The 15,396-nt window shown below is 64.8% G+C and carries 15 protein-coding genes; 5 read left to right on the forward strand and 10 right to left on the reverse strand.

Annotation, left to right across the window (positions count from 1 at the left end; genetic code table 11):
• Positions 1-9: 9 nt before the first annotated feature.
• Positions 10-1,065, reverse strand: coding sequence for a serine hydrolase (locus AC629_RS00905; protein ID WP_084802905.1), 1,056 nt, complete (start codon positions 1,063-1,065; stop codon positions 10-12).
• A gap of 289 nt (positions 1,066-1,354) precedes the next feature.
• Here AC629_RS00905 and AC629_RS00910 point away from each other — a divergent pair, with 289 nt between their 5' ends.
• The 3 genes from AC629_RS00910 to AC629_RS00920 all read left to right on the forward strand — a co-directional run bounded on the left by AC629_RS00910 (position 1,355) and on the right by AC629_RS00920 (position 3,282).
• Positions 1,355-1,744 carry an ArsR/SmtB family transcription factor gene (locus tag AC629_RS00910; RefSeq protein WP_084802959.1) on the forward strand — a complete coding sequence of 130 codons (390 nt, stop codon included), beginning with the start codon at positions 1,355-1,357 and terminating at the stop codon, positions 1,742-1,744.
• Positions 1,744-2,235 (forward strand): SRPBCC family protein, encoded by a 492-nt coding sequence (locus AC629_RS00915; protein ID WP_084802906.1) that lies wholly within the window; start codon positions 1,744-1,746, stop codon positions 2,233-2,235. The genes AC629_RS00910 and AC629_RS00915 overlap by 1 nt, the downstream gene beginning before the upstream one ends.
• Before the next feature lie 204 nt (positions 2,236-2,439).
• The gene (locus AC629_RS00920; RefSeq protein ID WP_084802907.1) at positions 2,440-3,282 is read left to right on the forward strand and encodes a hypothetical protein; all 843 of its coding nucleotides are present in this window, start codon (positions 2,440-2,442) and stop codon (positions 3,280-3,282) included.
• Between the two features lie 101 nt (positions 3,283-3,383).
• On the opposite strand, the gene AC629_RS00925 is transcribed toward AC629_RS00920, so the two are convergent.
• The 5 genes from AC629_RS00925 to AC629_RS00945 all read right to left on the reverse strand — a co-directional run bounded on the left by AC629_RS00925 (position 3,384) and on the right by AC629_RS00945 (position 9,305).
• Positions 3,384-4,592 carry an ABC transporter substrate-binding protein gene (locus AC629_RS00925; protein WP_084802908.1) on the reverse strand — a complete coding sequence of 403 codons (1,209 nt, stop codon included), beginning with the start codon at positions 4,590-4,592 and terminating at the stop codon, positions 3,384-3,386.
• Between the two features lie 81 nt (positions 4,593-4,673).
• Positions 4,674-5,876, reverse strand: coding sequence for an ABC transporter substrate-binding protein (locus AC629_RS00930; RefSeq protein ID WP_084802909.1), 1,203 nt, complete (start codon positions 5,874-5,876; stop codon positions 4,674-4,676).
• 62 nt (positions 5,877-5,938) lie between these two features.
• Positions 5,939-6,790 carry a fumarylacetoacetate hydrolase family protein gene (locus tag AC629_RS00935; protein WP_084802910.1) on the reverse strand — a complete coding sequence of 284 codons (852 nt, stop codon included), beginning with the start codon at positions 6,788-6,790 and terminating at the stop codon, positions 5,939-5,941.
• A gap of 24 nt (positions 6,791-6,814) precedes the next feature.
• Positions 6,815-8,329 (reverse strand): bifunctional 3-(3-hydroxy-phenyl)propionate/3-hydroxycinnamic acid hydroxylase MhpA, encoded by a 1,515-nt coding sequence (mhpA, locus tag AC629_RS00940; protein WP_084802911.1) that lies wholly within the window; start codon positions 8,327-8,329, stop codon positions 6,815-6,817.
• 184 nt (positions 8,330-8,513) lie between these two features.
• On the reverse strand, positions 8,514-9,305 hold the full coding sequence (locus tag AC629_RS00945) for a DNA-binding transcriptional regulator (protein WP_084802912.1): 792 nt from the start codon (positions 9,303-9,305) through the stop codon (positions 8,514-8,516).
• A 145-nt stretch (positions 9,306-9,450) separates the two neighbouring features.
• Here AC629_RS00945 and AC629_RS00950 point away from each other — a divergent pair, with 145 nt between their 5' ends.
• Positions 9,451-10,434: a VOC family protein gene (locus AC629_RS00950; RefSeq protein ID WP_084802913.1), complete on the forward strand. Its 984-nt coding sequence runs from the start codon at positions 9,451-9,453 to the stop codon at positions 10,432-10,434.
• Positions 10,435-10,460: 26 nt separating this feature from the next.
• Here the strand turns inward: AC629_RS00950 and AC629_RS00955 are convergent, their stop codons facing one another.
• Both AC629_RS00955 and AC629_RS00960 read right to left on the reverse strand, forming a co-directional pair.
• The gene (locus AC629_RS00955) at positions 10,461-11,123 is read right to left on the reverse strand and encodes a response regulator (protein ID WP_084802914.1); all 663 of its coding nucleotides are present in this window, start codon (positions 11,121-11,123) and stop codon (positions 10,461-10,463) included.
• The gene (locus AC629_RS00960; RefSeq protein ID WP_084802915.1) at positions 11,120-12,505 is read right to left on the reverse strand and encodes a sensor histidine kinase; all 1,386 of its coding nucleotides are present in this window, start codon (positions 12,503-12,505) and stop codon (positions 11,120-11,122) included. The genes AC629_RS00955 and AC629_RS00960 overlap by 4 nt, the downstream gene beginning before the upstream one ends.
• Before the next feature lie 189 nt (positions 12,506-12,694).
• Here AC629_RS00960 and AC629_RS00965 point away from each other — a divergent pair, with 189 nt between their 5' ends.
• A complete protein-coding gene (locus AC629_RS00965) occupies positions 12,695-13,570 on the forward strand; it encodes a DUF3280 domain-containing protein (protein WP_084802916.1) in 876 nt (291 codons plus the stop codon).
• Here AC629_RS00965 and AC629_RS00970 read toward each other — a convergent pair.
• Positions 13,567-14,598, reverse strand: coding sequence for an L-idonate 5-dehydrogenase (locus AC629_RS00970; protein ID WP_084802917.1), 1,032 nt, complete (start codon positions 14,596-14,598; stop codon positions 13,567-13,569). The two genes, AC629_RS00965 and AC629_RS00970, sit on opposite strands and share 4 nt — an antisense overlap.
• 26 nt (positions 14,599-14,624) lie before the next feature.
• A complete protein-coding gene (locus AC629_RS00975; protein WP_084802918.1) occupies positions 14,625-15,392 on the reverse strand; it encodes a glucose 1-dehydrogenase in 768 nt (255 codons plus the stop codon).
• Positions 15,393-15,396: the final 4 nt, after the last annotated feature.

Genomic DNA, 15,396 nt, shown 5'->3' on the forward strand with positions numbered 1-15,396 from the left:
GCACAAGGTTCAGAGCGAAGCCGCGAGCCGCGACAGCGCCGGCAGGATCCTATAACGGACGATCTCGTGCGGATATTCGCTGCGATTGGCGAGCAGGACGATGCCGATCTGTCGCGCCGGGACGAGGCCGAGATAGCCGGAGGCGTTGTTGAGGCCGCCCGGCTTGTCGACGATGGTGACGCCGGGAAGGTGCACATTCTCCCAGGCCATGGCCTCGCCGAATCTATCGTCGATGCGGAAGGCCTCGCGCTGCGTTATTCGCAGTGCATCGCGCAAATGCGGGTCGATCGACCGGCCGTCGGCGCAGGCCGACACGAAAGTCGCGAGGTCCCGCGCTGAGGAGAACATCTGGCCAGTCCCGGGGAAGTCAAAGTAGCTCTGCTGGTTGCCGGGCTGCCCGATCGCCTCTCCCTGATACGAATACCCTTGCACGACGCGCTGCATCCACGCCGCATCCATGACAGCGCGGTCGTCTTCACCGCGCTCGGGGACGCAGGTCGCATTCATGCCGAGCGGCCTGAGGATGCGCTGCTCGAACAGCGTTGCGATCGGGGCGCCGTAACATCGCTCGAGCACGAGCTGAAGCAGCACGTAGCAGGCATGGCTGTAAACGCGCTGCTTGCCGGGAACTTCGCCGGCCTGTGGCTTCCAGGCGTTGAACATGTCGATAAACTGCGCCCGCGTGTATGAGTTGTCCGGCCAGGGCGGATGGTCGGTCGACAGCAGCATGCCCGACGTGTGCGTGGCGAGCTGGCCGACGGTGACGCGGTGGACATAGTCGCCGGTGAGCTCGGGCAGATACTTTGACAGGCGGTCGTCGAGCCGCAGCTCGCCGCGAAGCGTGCCGAGCGCGACCAGCGTCGCCTCGAAGGGCTTTCGCAGGGAGCCGAGGTTGAACAGCGTATCCGATGTGACTGGCCTGCGTGTGGTGTCGTCGGCAAAGCCATAGTTGAAGAACTCGACAACGCCGCCGGCACAAAGCGCGGCAGCGACGCCGCCCGGCTGGTCTGGCGTCACGGTGGGCGCCAGCTCACTGGCGACGATGTCGCGCATCTCCGCGATCATGTCAGAATCCGCGAATGCACGACGCGACCCGCCAAGCGCGATCGCAAGAGGAACGAGCGCTGCCCGGGCGAGGGCCCGGCGGGTGAGATGAAATGAGGTGACAGTAGACGGCACGGCTCTGGCGAATGATGTGATGTGCCCCCGAATCTCTTTTAACGGGGAGGGAGACGCCCCCCAATTCACGATTGCGCGTTGTGGGTTCCGCTGGTGGTTGCCCTGCGACAAAATTACTTAGCTGTTGAGCTAACTATTGTTGACGCCGGGCGATGGCGACTCTATAGTTAGCTTCATGGCTAACCAATTATCCCAGCTCGACCAGGTTTTCGCAGCCCTTGCCGATCCCACCCGGCGGGCGATCGTGATGCGGCTCTGCGCCGGCGAGGCCTCGGTCGGCGAGCTCGCAGACCCCTTCGACATGGCGCTGCCGAGCTTCATGAAACATATCCACGTACTGGAGACGAGCGGGCTCGTTCAGTCGGAAAAATCCGGCCGCGTGCGCACCTGCCGCCTCGGCCCGGACGCGCTTGTCGGCGCGGAGTACTGGTTCCAGCAGCAGCGCGCGATCTGGGAATCGCGGCTCGACCGGTTCGAAGCCTACGTGATGAAGCTCAAGAGAGAGAAGGAGAGGGCCGCCGCCAAGCGGCCGTCCCGCACAACCAAAAGGAAAGGTACTGAGTGATGACGAATTCTGCCAATGCTGCCCTGTCGCAATGGTCGCTCGACCGCGAGATCGTGATGTCGCGCGTGATCGACGCGCCGCGCGATCTGGTGTTCGAGGCGTGGTCCGACCCAAAGCATCTGCCGCAATGGTTCGGGCCGAAAGGTTTCAAGATCGAGACCTTCGAGATGGACGTGCGCGTCGGCGGCGTCTGGCGCTTCAACATGATCAGCCCCGACGGCACCGTCTATCCGAACCGCATGCGCTTCCGTCGCATCGAGCGGCCAAAGCTGATGGAGATGGACCACGGCGTCGACCAGGACGAGGATCCCGGAATGTTCCGCTTCACCGTCACCTTTGCCGAGCAGAGCAATGGCAAGACGGTGCTAATGATGCGGCAACTGACCTCGAGCACTGAGCAGCGCGATGGCATGATCGGCTTCGGCGCCGTTGAATACGGCTATCAGACGCTGGACAAGCTCGCGGCGTATGTGGGCGGGATGAAGAAATAAGCTCCCCGCATTATTCCGGGGGCCTCGAAGAGGCGCCCCGGAATAAGCTTGGAAACGAGCGGGGAGAGCGGTCACCTTCGCGAATATGACAGCGCGCAGCGCAATTATGACAGCGCCATAACGTAGATTTTTGTCGCGCCACGTTTCTGATTCATGACAGAATTGCTACCGCTAGATGTAACATCGATTACGGCGGAGCGATTCATGTTGCAGTGGCAGGCACGGTCAAATCCCCTCGCGTGGTGGTGGGGTTCCCTGACGCTGGTCAGCGCTGCCAACATCCTCGTCTGGTTCATGCTGTACCGCGAGTTTTATCCGACGGTTGCCGGCAGTGTTGGTGGCGGCTCGGATATCGGCCTGATGTTTCTGCTTTGCGCAGCCTATGTGTTCGGCTGTGCGTTCCGCTCGGTGCTGCCGCGGGCCGACGTACAGCGCATCTGTCTTTTCGATACCTGGCTCTCCAGCGTCTTCGTCGGCCGTACGGTCGCGACCGTGGCTGAGGTGTGCTTCGCCGCGCAATGGGCGATCATCCTGCATCAGCTTGGCGGCATGACCGGCGCGGAGACTGCCGTGAACATCGCGCTCGTGATCGTGCCCATCATCATTATCGCGGAGTGCTTCTCCTGGTACGCGGTCGTTACCACCAACTTCCTCTACAACGCCATCGAGAACTCGCTGTGGGCGGTGACCTTTTTCCTCGCGGGAATCGCGCTGTGCCGCCTGATGCCGGAATTCCAGGGACCGGTGCGCTGGGCGCTGATCGCCGGCATCGTCGGCATCGCCTGCTTCCTCGCCTTCCTCGTCACAGTCGACGTGCCGATGTATCTCAGCCGCTGGCGGGCAGGGCATGCCGAGGGCAACAAATTCCTCGGCTTCCTCGAAGGGTTGCACGACGTCAGTACGCGATGGGTGGTGACCCACGACATTGCGCACTGGAAGGGCGAGCTGACCTGGATGTTCCTGTATTTCAGCGCGGCGGTGTGGTCGAGCCTCGCACTCTGCGCGCTCTACGCCATGGAAGGCTATCTCACGCGCTATCTGGCCTGACGGCTAGAGCCCCGTTCCGATGGGATCGGAACGGGGCTCTAGATTCCTATTTTGACGCGTTTTCTTGACGCGAACCGGTATCCACTTCGCTCGAAAACGCTCTACTTGCCGACCAGGCTGCACTTGCTGCGGTCGAGTGGGCGAAAGGCCTGGTCCGGCGGGATCGTCGCGACCAGCTTGACGAAATCCCACGGGGCCTTGGATTCCTCGGGCGTCTTGACCTGCACCAGATAGAGATCGTGCACCATGCGCTGGTCTTCGCGGATGCGGCCGTTGGTGGTGTAGGCATCGGACACTGGCGTCGCCTTCATCTTGGCCATCACGGTCGTGCTGTCGTCGGAACCAGTATCCTTCACGGCTTGCAGATAGTGGCGCACGGCGGAATAGACGCCGGCCTGGATTTGCGACGGCATCGCCTTGCGGCGTGCATAGAACGTATCGGAGAATTTCCGGGCTGCCGGCGAGACATCCTCGAAGAACGAGGTGACGATGAGATCGCCGCGCGTGGCCTTCAATCCGACCGCCTCGATGTCGACGTTCTGGAACGACATCGGCACGATCTTCATGCCTTGGTCGGCAAGACCAAATTCTTCCGCCTGCTTGATCGCTGTGGCGTTGTCACCAGCGACGTTGATTGCCAGGATCTTGGCGTCCGACGCTTGGGCCTGGAGCAGGAACGAGCTGTAATCGGGCGTGCCGAGCTGCGCCTTGACGCCGCCGGCGACCTTGCCGCCGAGCTCGGCGATGCGGGCGCGCGCGGTCGCCTCGATCGAATGGCCGAAGGCATAGTCGCCGGTGATGAAGAACCATGGCTCCTTGCTGGTCTGCATGATGCCGGAGACCACGGCGGTCGCGGTGGAATAGGCGTCCTGGGTCCACTGCACGCTGGTCGGTGCGCAGGCGTCATCGGTGAGCTGGTTGGCGCCAGCACCGGAGACGAGGAAGATCTTTCCATTGCCGCGGACCAGCTCCTGCACCGCGAGCGCAGCGCCGGAGCTGCCGCCGTCGGCAATCGCCTGCACGCCGTCGCTGAACCACTTGCGGGCGAGCGATGCAGCGAGGTCCGGCTTGTTCTGGTGATCGGCCTGCAGGATCTCGATCGGCTTGCCGTTGATCTTGCCGCCAAATTCCTCCGCCGCCATCCGTGCCGCCTCGACCGAGCCCGGGCCCATGGCGGTCGCGAACACGCCGTTCATGTCGGTGAGCACGCCGATGCGGATGGCGTCGCCCTTGATCTCGGCATGCGCGACGCCCGTGAGCGCCAGCATGACCAGCAACGATGCGGTGAATGTCTTGCGATAGAGGCCCATGATGTTTCTCGATCCTCGTTGAAGCGTGAGCGCGGCCATCGTCGCGGCGGATGGAGCCGCGCGGTGAAGCAAAGGAGTGCCTTAGTTGACGATCTTGCAGGCAGGGTCCTCAGGCCCAAAGGCCTGGTCGCCGGGAATCCTGGTCAGGATGCTGTAGTAGTCCCAGGGGTATTTCGATTCCTGAGGCGTCTTGACCTGGGCGAGCCAGAGGTCGTGCACCATGAGACCGTCGGCGCGAAGCTTGCCACCATGCGCGAAGAAGTCGTTGATTGGCGTGTCGCGCATCCTGCTTGCGACTTTGCGCGGATCGTCGGTCCCGGCTGCCTTGATGGCGTTGAGATAATGCGTGACCGCGGAATACACGCCCGCTTGCCACATCGTCGGCATACGCTGCATCTTCGCGAAGAAGCGTTTTGACCAGGCGCGCGTCTGGTCGTCCATGTCCCAGTAGAAGCCGGTCGTCAGCAGCAAGCCTTGTGCGCTTTGCAATCCGAGCGCATCGATGTCCGTAATCAGCGCAAGCAAGGCTGCCATCTGCTGTCCTCCCTGGAAGAGGCCGAACTCGCCGCCTGTCTTGATCTCGTTGACATTGTTCGGCGGGCCGCCGGCGATGCCGATGATCTTCGCTTTCGATGCCTGCGCTTGAAGCACGAAAGACGACATGTCGCTGGTTCCGAATGGCGGCCGGGCCGAGCCCAGCACCTTGCCGCCCTCGCGCGTGATCACATCGGTGGCGTCCCGTTCCAGCGCATGGCCGAACGCAATATCGTCGGTGAGGAAGTACCAGGTTTTGCCGCCGCGCCTGACCACTTCCTGAGCCGTACCGACCGCGAGCGCGTGCGTGTCGAACACCCACTGCATGGTGTAAGGCGAGCAGAATTTGCCATGAAAGTCCGCCGTTCCTGTCGCCGTTACGATGAGCAGCTTCTTTTTCTCGCTCGCGACCGTTTGCACGGCGAGCCCCACCGCCGACACCGGAACATCCACGATGAGGTCGACCTGTTCGGTGTCATACCATCGGCGCGCGATGGCCGCGCCAATGTCCGGCTTTATCTGATGGTCTCCGACGATCAGCTTGATCGGCTTGTCCAATACGCTGCCACCGAAATCGTCGATGGCCATTTGAGCTGCGGTCACAGAGCCTTGGCCGGTCGGCGTCGAGGAGGGCCCCGTCATATCCGACAGCACGCCGATCTTGACCACATCGTCGGAAACCTGAGCCTGAGCGGCTGTCGCACCCAGAACGAGCGCCGTCGCGGCAAGCGCACGGACCAAGCTGTACATGTCGTTTCCCTCCCTGGTATTTCTTGATCTTGTTATTGTATTGATTGATCGAAGGACGGTGGTCACGCCGCCTCAGTGACGACCTTGTTGCGCAAGGTTCCGATACCGGAGATCTCGACCTCGACGGTGTCGCCGGGGCGCATCCACAGTGGTGGCGTGCGCTTGGCGCCGACACCGCCCGGCGTCCCTGTCACGATGACGTCGCCGGGGACGAGAGGGCAGATCGTCGAGATGTAGGCGATCAGCTCGGGTATCGCCGTGATCAGGAGGTCGGTGGTGGTGTCCTGCACCACGGTGCCATTCAGGCGCGTCTGCAGAGTGAGCTTTGACGGATCAGGAATCTCGTCCGCCGTCACCAGCCACGGGCCGAAGCTGCCACTTTCGGCAAAGGTCTTGCCGGACAGGAACTGGCTGGTGTGGCGCTGCCAGTCGCGGATGCTACCTTCATTGTAGCAGGAATAGCCGGCGATGTAGTCGAGCGCGCGGCCTGCCGGGATATGGCGGCCTTCCTTGCCGATGACGAGCGCGAGCTCACCCTCATAGTCGAAATCGTCGCTCACTTTCGGCTTCACCACCGGCTGGAGATGGCCGACCTGACTGCACGGGAAGCGAACGAACAGCGCCGGCTTCTCGGTGACGGTGCGGCCGGTTTCGGCGACATGGTCGCGGTAGTTGAGGCCGACGCAGATGATCTTGCCGGGATCGGGGATGACGGGTGCGAAGGTGATCTTGTCGAGCGGATGATCGGGCGCTGCGGAGGCGACCAGCTTTGCGGCCTCGGCAACGCGATTTGCCTCAAGCAACTGCCGCAGTGTGGTGCAGCCCGCGATGCGCGTGCCGAGATCGACGACGCCGTCGTCCTTGACGGCGCCGAAGGAGGCGCGTCCGGCGGCAATAAAAGAGAGCAGCTTCATAAGATATCCCTAAGAGATGTTCGGTCAGGCCGCGGACGGCACATGGGTTGGAGGAGTGATGGCGGCGACGAGCCGGTCGAGCTCGGAATCGTTGCGAGCGGTGCCGCGTACATAGCGGTCGGGGCGAATGAGCGCGGCGATGATTCCGTGCGCGCGGAGCCAGTGGCCGACACCTTCGGCATCGTCGCTGGACAGGATTTTGATCCCCGCCTGCGAAAGAGCGTCCCGAAAATGAGGAGAGAGCGCCGCGGCTGTTTCGGCGAGCAGCACGTGGTTGTAGCCGCTCAGATCGTCGCTGCGGCTGCCGTCGCTGAGCGTGAACTGCGGCGCCAGATGTCCGGCCAGCGGCAGCTCCCCGAACGCAACCCCGGGGCCGAGCAGGGGCTTTTTCACCTCGAGCTTGACTGGCGCATTCTCCCGCGCTTCGCCGGCGGCAAGGCCCGCTTCGATCGCCTTGGTGTTGATAACGCCGCCGAGCCGAACGGCGAGCTCGATGAACTCGCGGACGTGCGGTATACGCTCGCTCTGATAGGTGTCGAGCAGGCTGGCATCGGCGCCACCGCGCAGGACAGCGCCCAGCTTCCAGGCGAGGTTGGCGGCATCGCGAATGCCGGCGCACATGCCCTGGCCGAGGAAGGGCGGGGTTTGATGCGCGGAATCGCCCGCAAGCAGCAGCCGATTGCTCCGCCATTGCTGCGCGATGACGGAATGAAAGGTGTAGACCGCTGCGCGCTCGATGTCGGCATCGTCGGGCGTGATCCAGCGCGAGAGCAACTCCCAGACCTTCGCCGGCTGCGCGACCTCCTGGGAGTCCTCGTCGGGGAGCACCGTGATCTCCCAGCGTCGCCGCGTGCCGGTGCCGCGCACATACGTCGCCGGTCGCCGCGGATCGCAATGCTGGATGCTGTAGTCGCCGAGGTCGTCGCGTTCGCGCTTGAGCAGCACGTCGATCACGAGCCAGCGCTCGTGGAAGCCGAAATCGTCCATGCCGGAACCGATGAAGCGGCGCACCAGCGAGCGGGCGCCGTCGCAGCCGACGACATAGGCCGCACGGACTTCACTGAGCTTTCCATTGGAGAGGTCCTCATAGCGCACGCGGGCGCCGGTCTCGTCCTGGTCCAGCGCGAACACGTCGCAGCGATTGCGCAAGGTGACGTGCGGCCAGCGGGCGAGACCACCGATCAGCACATCCTCCAAATCGGGCTGATGGAATCGGTAGCTGAGATTCCAGCCCATCGGCGTGAGCGTCTGCGGCCGTGACCAGTCCAGCAGCATCCGGCCGTCAGCGTCGAGGAACAGCATCCCCGGGCTGAGGATGAGATGCGGCAGGATCGCATCCGCGAGGCCGAAGGCCTGGAACACCCGCATGCATTCGTCGTCGAAATGCACCGCGCGGGGCAAATGATAGGTTCGCGCCTCGCGCTCCAGCACCAGCGTCCGCACGCCGCACAGGCCAAGCAGGTTGGCGAGGGTGGCGCCGACCGGGCCGCGGCCGACGATCACGACGTCGAAGTCTTCAGGGGCGGATTTATCTTGCATGGGGCTATCTGTTCCCCAAGCCATGCCGCCGCTTCAACGGCGCCGCGCCAAGTGTCCACCCTGCGGACGGCCCCCGCCGCCATCATGGCCGGGCTGACCCGGCGATCCTGGTCTTGCCGCGAGCTTCGGGCATGACGACGTGGAGACATCCAGCGCAAAAGAAGGCCAATCAGGCCGCCGATAGCTATACTTCGACCGGAATAGCCGCGGCCGCCTCCTGAAGCTGGCTCGCGAACTGCGTGATCGCCTCGTCGATCCCGAGCGCCGAGCGGATCCAGATGATGGAGATGCAGCCGAACACGGCGCCGTTCCGCACGATGGGGACGGCAATCGAGGCGGTCTTGGGATTGTATTCACCCTCGCTGCGGATCGCGTAGCCCCGCGCGGCAGTCTCGGCAATCATGCGGTCGAGGCGGCCTTCGTCGAGAAAGGGACGGTCGTCGGCTTCGTCGATGCGGCGGAGATGGTTGACGATTAGGTCGCGCTCGTGCGCGGGGCAGGCGGCAAGATAGGCGCGGCCCGCGGACGTCCGCAGCATCGGCAGGCGCTTGCCGATCATGCCGCGGTCGATCGAGAGCGGGCTGCGGGAATGGGTGGTTTCCTGCACCACCATCGCCGCGTTCTCGTAAGTGGAGAGATCGACCGGCCAGACCAGGGCCTTGCTGAGCTCAGCCAGATAAGGCGCAGCCGCCTGGCAGATCACCACGCCCGGGTCGTAACCGTCGCCGAGGCTGAGCGCCCGCCGGGTCACGCGAAAGCGGTCGTCGCTGGCGCTGCGCGCAATATAGCCGAGTTCCTCCAGCGTTTCGAGCAGGCGATAGACGGTGGGACGGGGCAGGTCGAGCGCACGGGCGACGTCGCCGGCACGTATGCCGCCGGAGCGGTTGACCTCCTGCAGCACGTCCAGCCCGCGCTTGAAGGCGCGGACGCCCTCCGATTGCCGCGGCTGGCCGGTCCGCGTCCGCTCCTTGGACACTTCGCATTTCCTCCCTTGTGGCACATCGCGGCGCGACTATCGTCGTTGCGAACGCGAAGCGATTGCGGGACGCACCGTAGGATCGCGCGCGGCCGGTATCAAGTTCGCCGCAGTGCGACGAAGCGATACCCTCGGGAGGACGTCGATGGAAATCACCGCGCTCGGCTATATTGGGATCAATTCATCGCAGATCGACCAGTGGAGCCGGATGGCGACCGGGCTGCTTGGCATGCAGCAGGTCGATCGCGGCGGCAGGATGCGCGCCTTCCGCATGGACGATCGCAAGCAGCGGCTCATCGTCGACGGCAGCAGCGATGCGGGCCTCGCCGTGATGGGCTGGGAAGTTCCCTCGACCGCGGAGCTGGACCAGTTGGCCGGGCGGCTGGAAAGCCACGGCGTCAAGGTGGTCCGTGGATCACGCGCGCTTGCCGATGAACGGCATGTCACCGAGCTGATCACGTTCGCCGATCCCGCCGGCAACCGGTTGGAGGCTTTCTGCAAGCCTGAACTTGCGACCGAACCCTTCAAGCCGGGCCGGCCGATCTCGGGCTTTCGCACCGGCGCGCTCGGGATGGGGCATGTCGTGCTCAACGTCGAGGACGTCGAGCCGCTGTTGCCGTTCTATCGCGATGTGCTCGGCTTCCACGTCTCCGATTTCGGCCTGAAGCCCTACGGACTTTATTTCTTTCACGTCAACGGCCGCCACCACAGCTTTGCGATGGTCGGCTCGGGGCGCAAGGCGCTGCATCATTTCATGGTCGAGCTTGGCAGCCTCGATGATGTCGGGCAAGGCTACGATCTCGCGCAGATGGACGAGGGCCGCATCGCCTATACGCTCGGACGGCACACCAACGATCACATGACCTCGTTTTATGTGAACACGCCCTCCGGCTTCTTCATCGAATATGGCTGGGGCGGGCGCGTGATTGATCCCGAGACCTGGCAGCCGCACGAGACCTTTGACGGGCCCTCGCTGTGGGGCCACGAGCGGCTCTATATGCCGGAGGAGCAGCGCAAGCGCCTGCGCGACATGCGGCTCGATGCGGCGGCCCGCGGCGTGCGCGTTGCCGACCCACGCGTGCCGCCACTGAACTGCGCGTGGCTGGACTCGGTGGTCGCGCGCGAATGATCCTCAAGCCGTAACGCGGGCGGCGATCAGGCCTCGTCGAGATCGACCTGCGTCAGGATTCCCTGACGCAACGCCAGCCGGACCAGCTCGATGTCGGATCCGACGCCGAGCTTGTCCTTGATGAGCGAGTGCAGGTTCGCCACCGTCTTCGGGCTGACGTGCAGCGTCTCGGCGATCTCCTCGGTCGTGTTCTCGGCGAGCAGCAGCCGCAGCACTTCGAATTCACGCGCGGTGAGGACGTCGGCGGCCGAGCTCTCGCCGGCGAGCCGGCTCAATGCAAGCTCATGGTCGATGTCCGGGCTGATGGCAATCTTGCCGGCGAGCACGTCCATCACCGCGCGCACCAGCGTCTCGGGCGGGCTGGTCTTGGTGACGTAACCTCTCGCGCCGGCGCGGATCGCCTGCACGGCGAAACCGGCATTCTCATGCATGGTGAAGACGAGGATCCTTGCCGCCTTGTCCCATTTCCTGATCCGCCTGACGGTCTCGATGCCGCCGATGCCGGGCAAGCTCAGATCCATGATGACGAGGTCGGGCGCCTCGGATTTGAACAGACGATAGGCCTCAGCGCCATCAGCCGCCTCGGCCACGACGCGCAATCCCGGCTGCTTTTCGAGCACAGAGCGGTAGCCCTCGCGGACGACGGAATGGTCGTCGACCAGCAGGATCGTTGCGTCGCCTGCGCTCATGCCGCGTGCTCCAGAGCCTGCCGATCGGCCGCGGCGAGCGGAATGGCGACGCGCAACGTGGAGCCGCCATGCGGCCCGGTCTCGAAGCTCAGCCTGCCGCGCAAGGCCGCAACGCGCTCGCGCATGCCGAGCAGGCCCATTCCGGATTTCGCGGCGGGCTCGGTCGACCGTCCGTCATCGTCGATCGCAAGCGCGATCTCGTTGGCACGCATCGTCAATTCCAGGCTGACCTTCGTGGCCCCGGCATGCTTGGCGGCGTTGGTGAGCGCCTCCTGCACGATGCGGTAAAGGTTGGCGCTGATCGTGGCCGGCAAGGTTTCGAACGCGCCGTCGAAACGGATCGAGAAACGGGTCTCGCCGCGGCTACGCCCGTTCCAGCCCGCAACCAGGCCTTCGAGGCTGGCCACGAGGCCCAGCTCCTCGACGTCGGGCGGGCGCAGCCGGAACAGTGCGCCGCGCAGCGTCTCCATCATGCCGGTTGCGGTCCGCGCGATGCCGTCGCATTCGCTGAGCAGGGAAGGGCAGTCCTGCGCGGCGGTCTGGCGGGCGGAGGACGCGAGCGCGCGGATGGCGGCCAGCGACTGACCGAACTCGTCGTGCAGCTCGCGCGCGAGATGGCGGCGTTCCTCGTCCTGAAGCGCGATCAGTTTCCGGGTCAGCTCGCTGCGCTCGGCAAGCGCGGTGTCGAGGCTTTCAGCGAGGTGATTGAAGACATCGCGAACCGCGGAGAGCTCGGCGAGATCGAACGGCGGCAGCCGCGTGGTGAGGTCATTGGCGGCGATCCGCTCGAGGCCGGTGCGGATCATGCGGGTGGGGCGCAGCGCGCGCGCCAACGCGGCATAGACCAGTGCGCACAGCAGCGGCAGTGCGATCGCAAGGGCGATCATCAAGCGGCCGGCTTCGTGCCAGGCCTCGGCCGTTTGCACGGCCGGATCGACCGAGACCACGGCCTCGCCGAGCTTCACTCCGCGCACGATCACTGGCCGTGCCGCCTCGCGGCCGGGGTCGAACAGGTTGCGATAGAAGGCCGCGAAGGCCTGCGGCGGCGGGCTCGCCGGAATAGGTGCGCCACTACAGAACCGCTGGATAATCGCGCCGCTCGTGCCACGGAATGCCAGACACAGGCCGGGTGTCATCACGTAGGTCGAAACGGGGTCAAGGTTCGGAAAGTCCGAGCGCGGGCTGGCCACCCACTCGATTTTGCCCTGTTGCAGCTCCAGCGTCTTCGCCACGATGGCGGCGACACTGTCAACGCGCGCATGTGCTTCACGGTCAGCCGTAACAAGGAAATAGGCGGAGATCGCGGCGAAGCAGGCGGCCGATACGGCGGCCACGCGCAACGTCAGACGGACCTTGAGATCGAACTTCGGGCGGTTCCACATCGGCGGACACCTGGCGCGAATGGGATTGTTGCCTGCCATTAAACGGCAGAAAGCAAGCGGCGCAAAGCGCTACGCGCTATTGCGGTGCAACGTCGTGAAATTTTCCCGGCGCTCGCCGGGACCGGCGCTGCTGCATGGCCTGAGGCTGCCGTCCATGTTGCGGCGCCGCTCCATTACACGAGACCCCGAATGCGCCGCACCCGGTTGATCCTTTCTTCTTTTGTCCTCTTCGTCCTTCCGGCGGCCTATTCGCCGGCCCATGCCGAGGCCGCCATCGGCGTTGCCATGGACGACTTCAGCTATACCGATACGTCGGCCGAGCCGGCGAACCAGACCGCCGCCCACGAGCGGCGACTGTCGGCGTTCATGTCCGCGCTCAGACGGGACATCAGCGCTGACCAGCGCTACCGGCTCGTGCCGTCTGCTCAAGACGGCGCGGCGCTCAAGGTCATCGGCGGCATCCAGAAGACGAGCACGCTGGTGCAGTGGGCCAAAGTCGCTGTGATCGACGTTGGCGCCAGGAAGATCGTAATGGACAAGCTCTACACCTTCCGCGGCGACAATGATGAATCATGGGAGCGCGCCGAGATCTTCGTGTCCCGCGAGATCATGGCCGCGCTCGGCACACCCGCGCCGATCGCGCTTGCCGTGTTCGATTTCGAGCTGGAGGACACGACCGCAGCCTCAGCGAACGCCTCGGCCTCCTCGGATGCGTCGTACCTCGCCGAGGTCACGAGTAGCGTGCGCGATGCCCTCGGCCAATCCGGCCGTTACCGCATCGTCGATGTCGGCGGCGAGGCGCCGAAGGCGCGCGCCCTGCGCGATTGCGACGGCTGCGAGGCGGCGATTGCGCAAAGGCTCGGCGCGGATCAATCGCTGATTGGCGTGGTGCGGCGGGTCAGCCGCACCGAATACACACTCGGCTTCCAGGTTCGCGATGCCAGAACCGGCGCGGTGCTGGCGCGCGGCGACAGCGGCCTGCGCATGGGCGCGGACTATTCATGGAAGCGCGGCGCCGTGCGGCTGGTCAGCGATCGGTTGATCGAGAGGCAGGCACAGCCCTAGAACGTCAACTGCACCTTCATCGACTGGGAGCGATCGCTGGCGAGCTCGAAGGCGGCGACCGCGCTCTCGAACGGCATGGTGGCGGTGATCAGCGGCTGCACGTCGATCAGGCCTTCGCCCATCAGCCGCACCGCGAGCTCGAACTCGGGGTCGAAGCGGAAGGTGCCGCGGAGCTGCAATTCCTTGGCGACGATGGTGTTGATCGGCAGTGTCATCTCGCCGCCGAGGCCGAGCTGCACCAGCGTGGCGCCGGGACGGAGCACGTCGAGCGCGGTGCGGAGCGCAGCCTGGTTGCCGGAAGCTTCGAATAGCGTGTCGAACACGCCCTTGCCCGCGCGCCAGGGATCGAGCGCAGTGGCATTGGTCGCGACATTGATGGCGTGAGTAGCGCCGAGTTTTCGGGCCACCGCAAGCGGTGCATCGGCGACGTCGGTGACCACAATCTCGGCGGCGCCGCCGAAGCGCGAGACCAGGATCATCAGCGCGCCGATTGGCCCGCAACCGGTGATCAGCACGCGCTTGCCGAGCAGGGGGCCGGCCTGCTTGCCGGCATGCAGGCACACCGCGAGCGGCTCGGCAACGGCGGCCTCGGCGAGCGTCAGCTTGTCGGCGATCGGCACGGCCTGCGTCGCATCGACCGTGATGAACTCGCGAAAACCGCCTTGCACATGCGGAAAGCGCATCGCGCTGCCGAGGAAGCGCATGTCGAGGCACTGGTTGCGCATGCGCTCCTCACAATGCAGGCACCGGCCGCACGGCTTGCTCGGATTGACCGCGACGCGCGTGCCCGGCTTGACGCCGGTGACGCCGTCACCGACGGCCGCGACCACGCCGGCGATCTCGTGCCCCAGCGCCATCGGCTGCTGGATGCGCACGACTCCGAAGCCGCCGTGGTGGTAATAGTGCAGGTCTGAGCCGCAGATGCCGCCGTTTGCGATCTTGACGCGGACTTCGCCTGGGCCGGGCTCTGCATCGGGAAAGCTGTCGATCCGCAGGTCTTTCGGTGCATGGATGACGACGGCACGCATGGCTTGCTCCCTCAACGTTTTGCGGGTCACATCGCGGCGATCATGCCGCCGTCGACATAGATGATCTGGCCGTTGACGTAGGTCGAGGCATCGGATGCCAGGAAGATCGCCGCGCCCACCAGCTCGTCCGGCTTGCCCCAGCGCTTGGAGGGGATGCGGCCCATCAGCCAGTTGTTGAAGTCGGTGTTGTTGACCAGCGCCTCGTTCATGTCGGTCAGCATATAGCCGGGGCCGATCGCGTTCGCCTGGATGCCATGCTGGGCCCATTCCACTGCCATCGAGCGGGTCAGGTTCTTGATGCCGCCCTTGGCGGCGGTGTAGGGCGCAATCGTGGGGCGCGCCAGCTCACTGCCGAGCGATCCGATATTGATGATCTTGCCGCGCTTGCGCGGGATCATGCGCTTGGCAGCCTCGCGGCCGATGACGAAGGCGCTGGTGAGATTGGTCTCGATCACCTTGCGCCACTCGTCGGTGGTGAACTCCACCAGCGGCTTGCGGTGCTGGATGCCGGCATTGTTGACGAGGATATCGACCGCGAGGCCTTGTCTGTCGAAATCGTTGAACGCCGCGACGATCGCAGGCTCATCCGTGACATTGAAGGCCGCCCCCTCAGCCTGGTGGCCGGCGGAGCGAAATTCAGCGACGGCCTGCTCGACGCGCTTGGGGTCAACGCCGTTGATGATCAGCTTGGCGCCAGCCTTGGCCATGCCTTCGGCAATGGCGCGGCCGAGGCCGCGGGAGGAGCCGGTCACCAGCGCGGTGCGGCCGGAAAGGTCGAAGAGGGCGGTGCTCATCTCA

It is taken from the genome of Bradyrhizobium sp. NAS80.1 (genome assembly GCF_001908205.1).
In the GTDB taxonomy this organism is placed as follows: domain Bacteria; phylum Pseudomonadota; class Alphaproteobacteria; order Rhizobiales; family Xanthobacteraceae; genus Bradyrhizobium.

Coding starts and splice junctions, on each gene's coding strand:
- AC629_RS00950 (WP_084802913.1), top strand. CDS start 9,451: ATGGAAATCACCGCGCTCGGCTATATTGGGATCAATTCATCGCAGATC.
- AC629_RS00905 (WP_084802905.1), bottom strand. CDS start 1,065: ATGATCGCGGAGATGCGCGACATCGTCGCCAGTGAGCTGGCGCCCACC.
- AC629_RS00925 (WP_084802908.1), bottom strand. CDS start 4,592: ATGGGCCTCTATCGCAAGACATTCACCGCATCGTTGCTGGTCATGCTG.
- AC629_RS00910 (WP_084802959.1), top strand. CDS start 1,355: ATGGCTAACCAATTATCCCAGCTCGACCAGGTTTTCGCAGCCCTTGCC.
- AC629_RS00915 (WP_084802906.1), top strand. CDS start 1,744: ATGACGAATTCTGCCAATGCTGCCCTGTCGCAATGGTCGCTCGACCGC.
- AC629_RS00955 (WP_084802914.1), bottom strand. CDS start 11,123: ATGAGCGCAGGCGACGCAACGATCCTGCTGGTCGACGACCATTCCGTC.
- AC629_RS00935 (WP_084802910.1), bottom strand. CDS start 6,790: ATGAAGCTGCTCTCTTTTATTGCCGCCGGACGCGCCTCCTTCGGCGCC.
- AC629_RS00930 (WP_084802909.1), bottom strand. CDS start 5,876: ATGTACAGCTTGGTCCGTGCGCTTGCCGCGACGGCGCTCGTTCTGGGT.
- mhpA (WP_084802911.1), bottom strand. CDS start 8,329: ATGCAAGATAAATCCGCCCCTGAAGACTTCGACGTCGTGATCGTCGGC.
- AC629_RS00960 (WP_084802915.1), bottom strand. CDS start 12,505: ATGTGGAACCGCCCGAAGTTCGATCTCAAGGTCCGTCTGACGTTGCGC.
- AC629_RS00965 (WP_084802916.1), top strand. CDS start 12,695: ATGCGCCGCACCCGGTTGATCCTTTCTTCTTTTGTCCTCTTCGTCCTT.
- AC629_RS00920 (WP_084802907.1), top strand. CDS start 2,440: ATGTTGCAGTGGCAGGCACGGTCAAATCCCCTCGCGTGGTGGTGGGGT.
- AC629_RS00970 (WP_084802917.1), bottom strand. CDS start 14,598: ATGCGTGCCGTCGTCATCCATGCACCGAAAGACCTGCGGATCGACAGC.
- AC629_RS00975 (WP_084802918.1), bottom strand. CDS start 15,392: ATGAGCACCGCCCTCTTCGACCTTTCCGGCCGCACCGCGCTGGTGACC.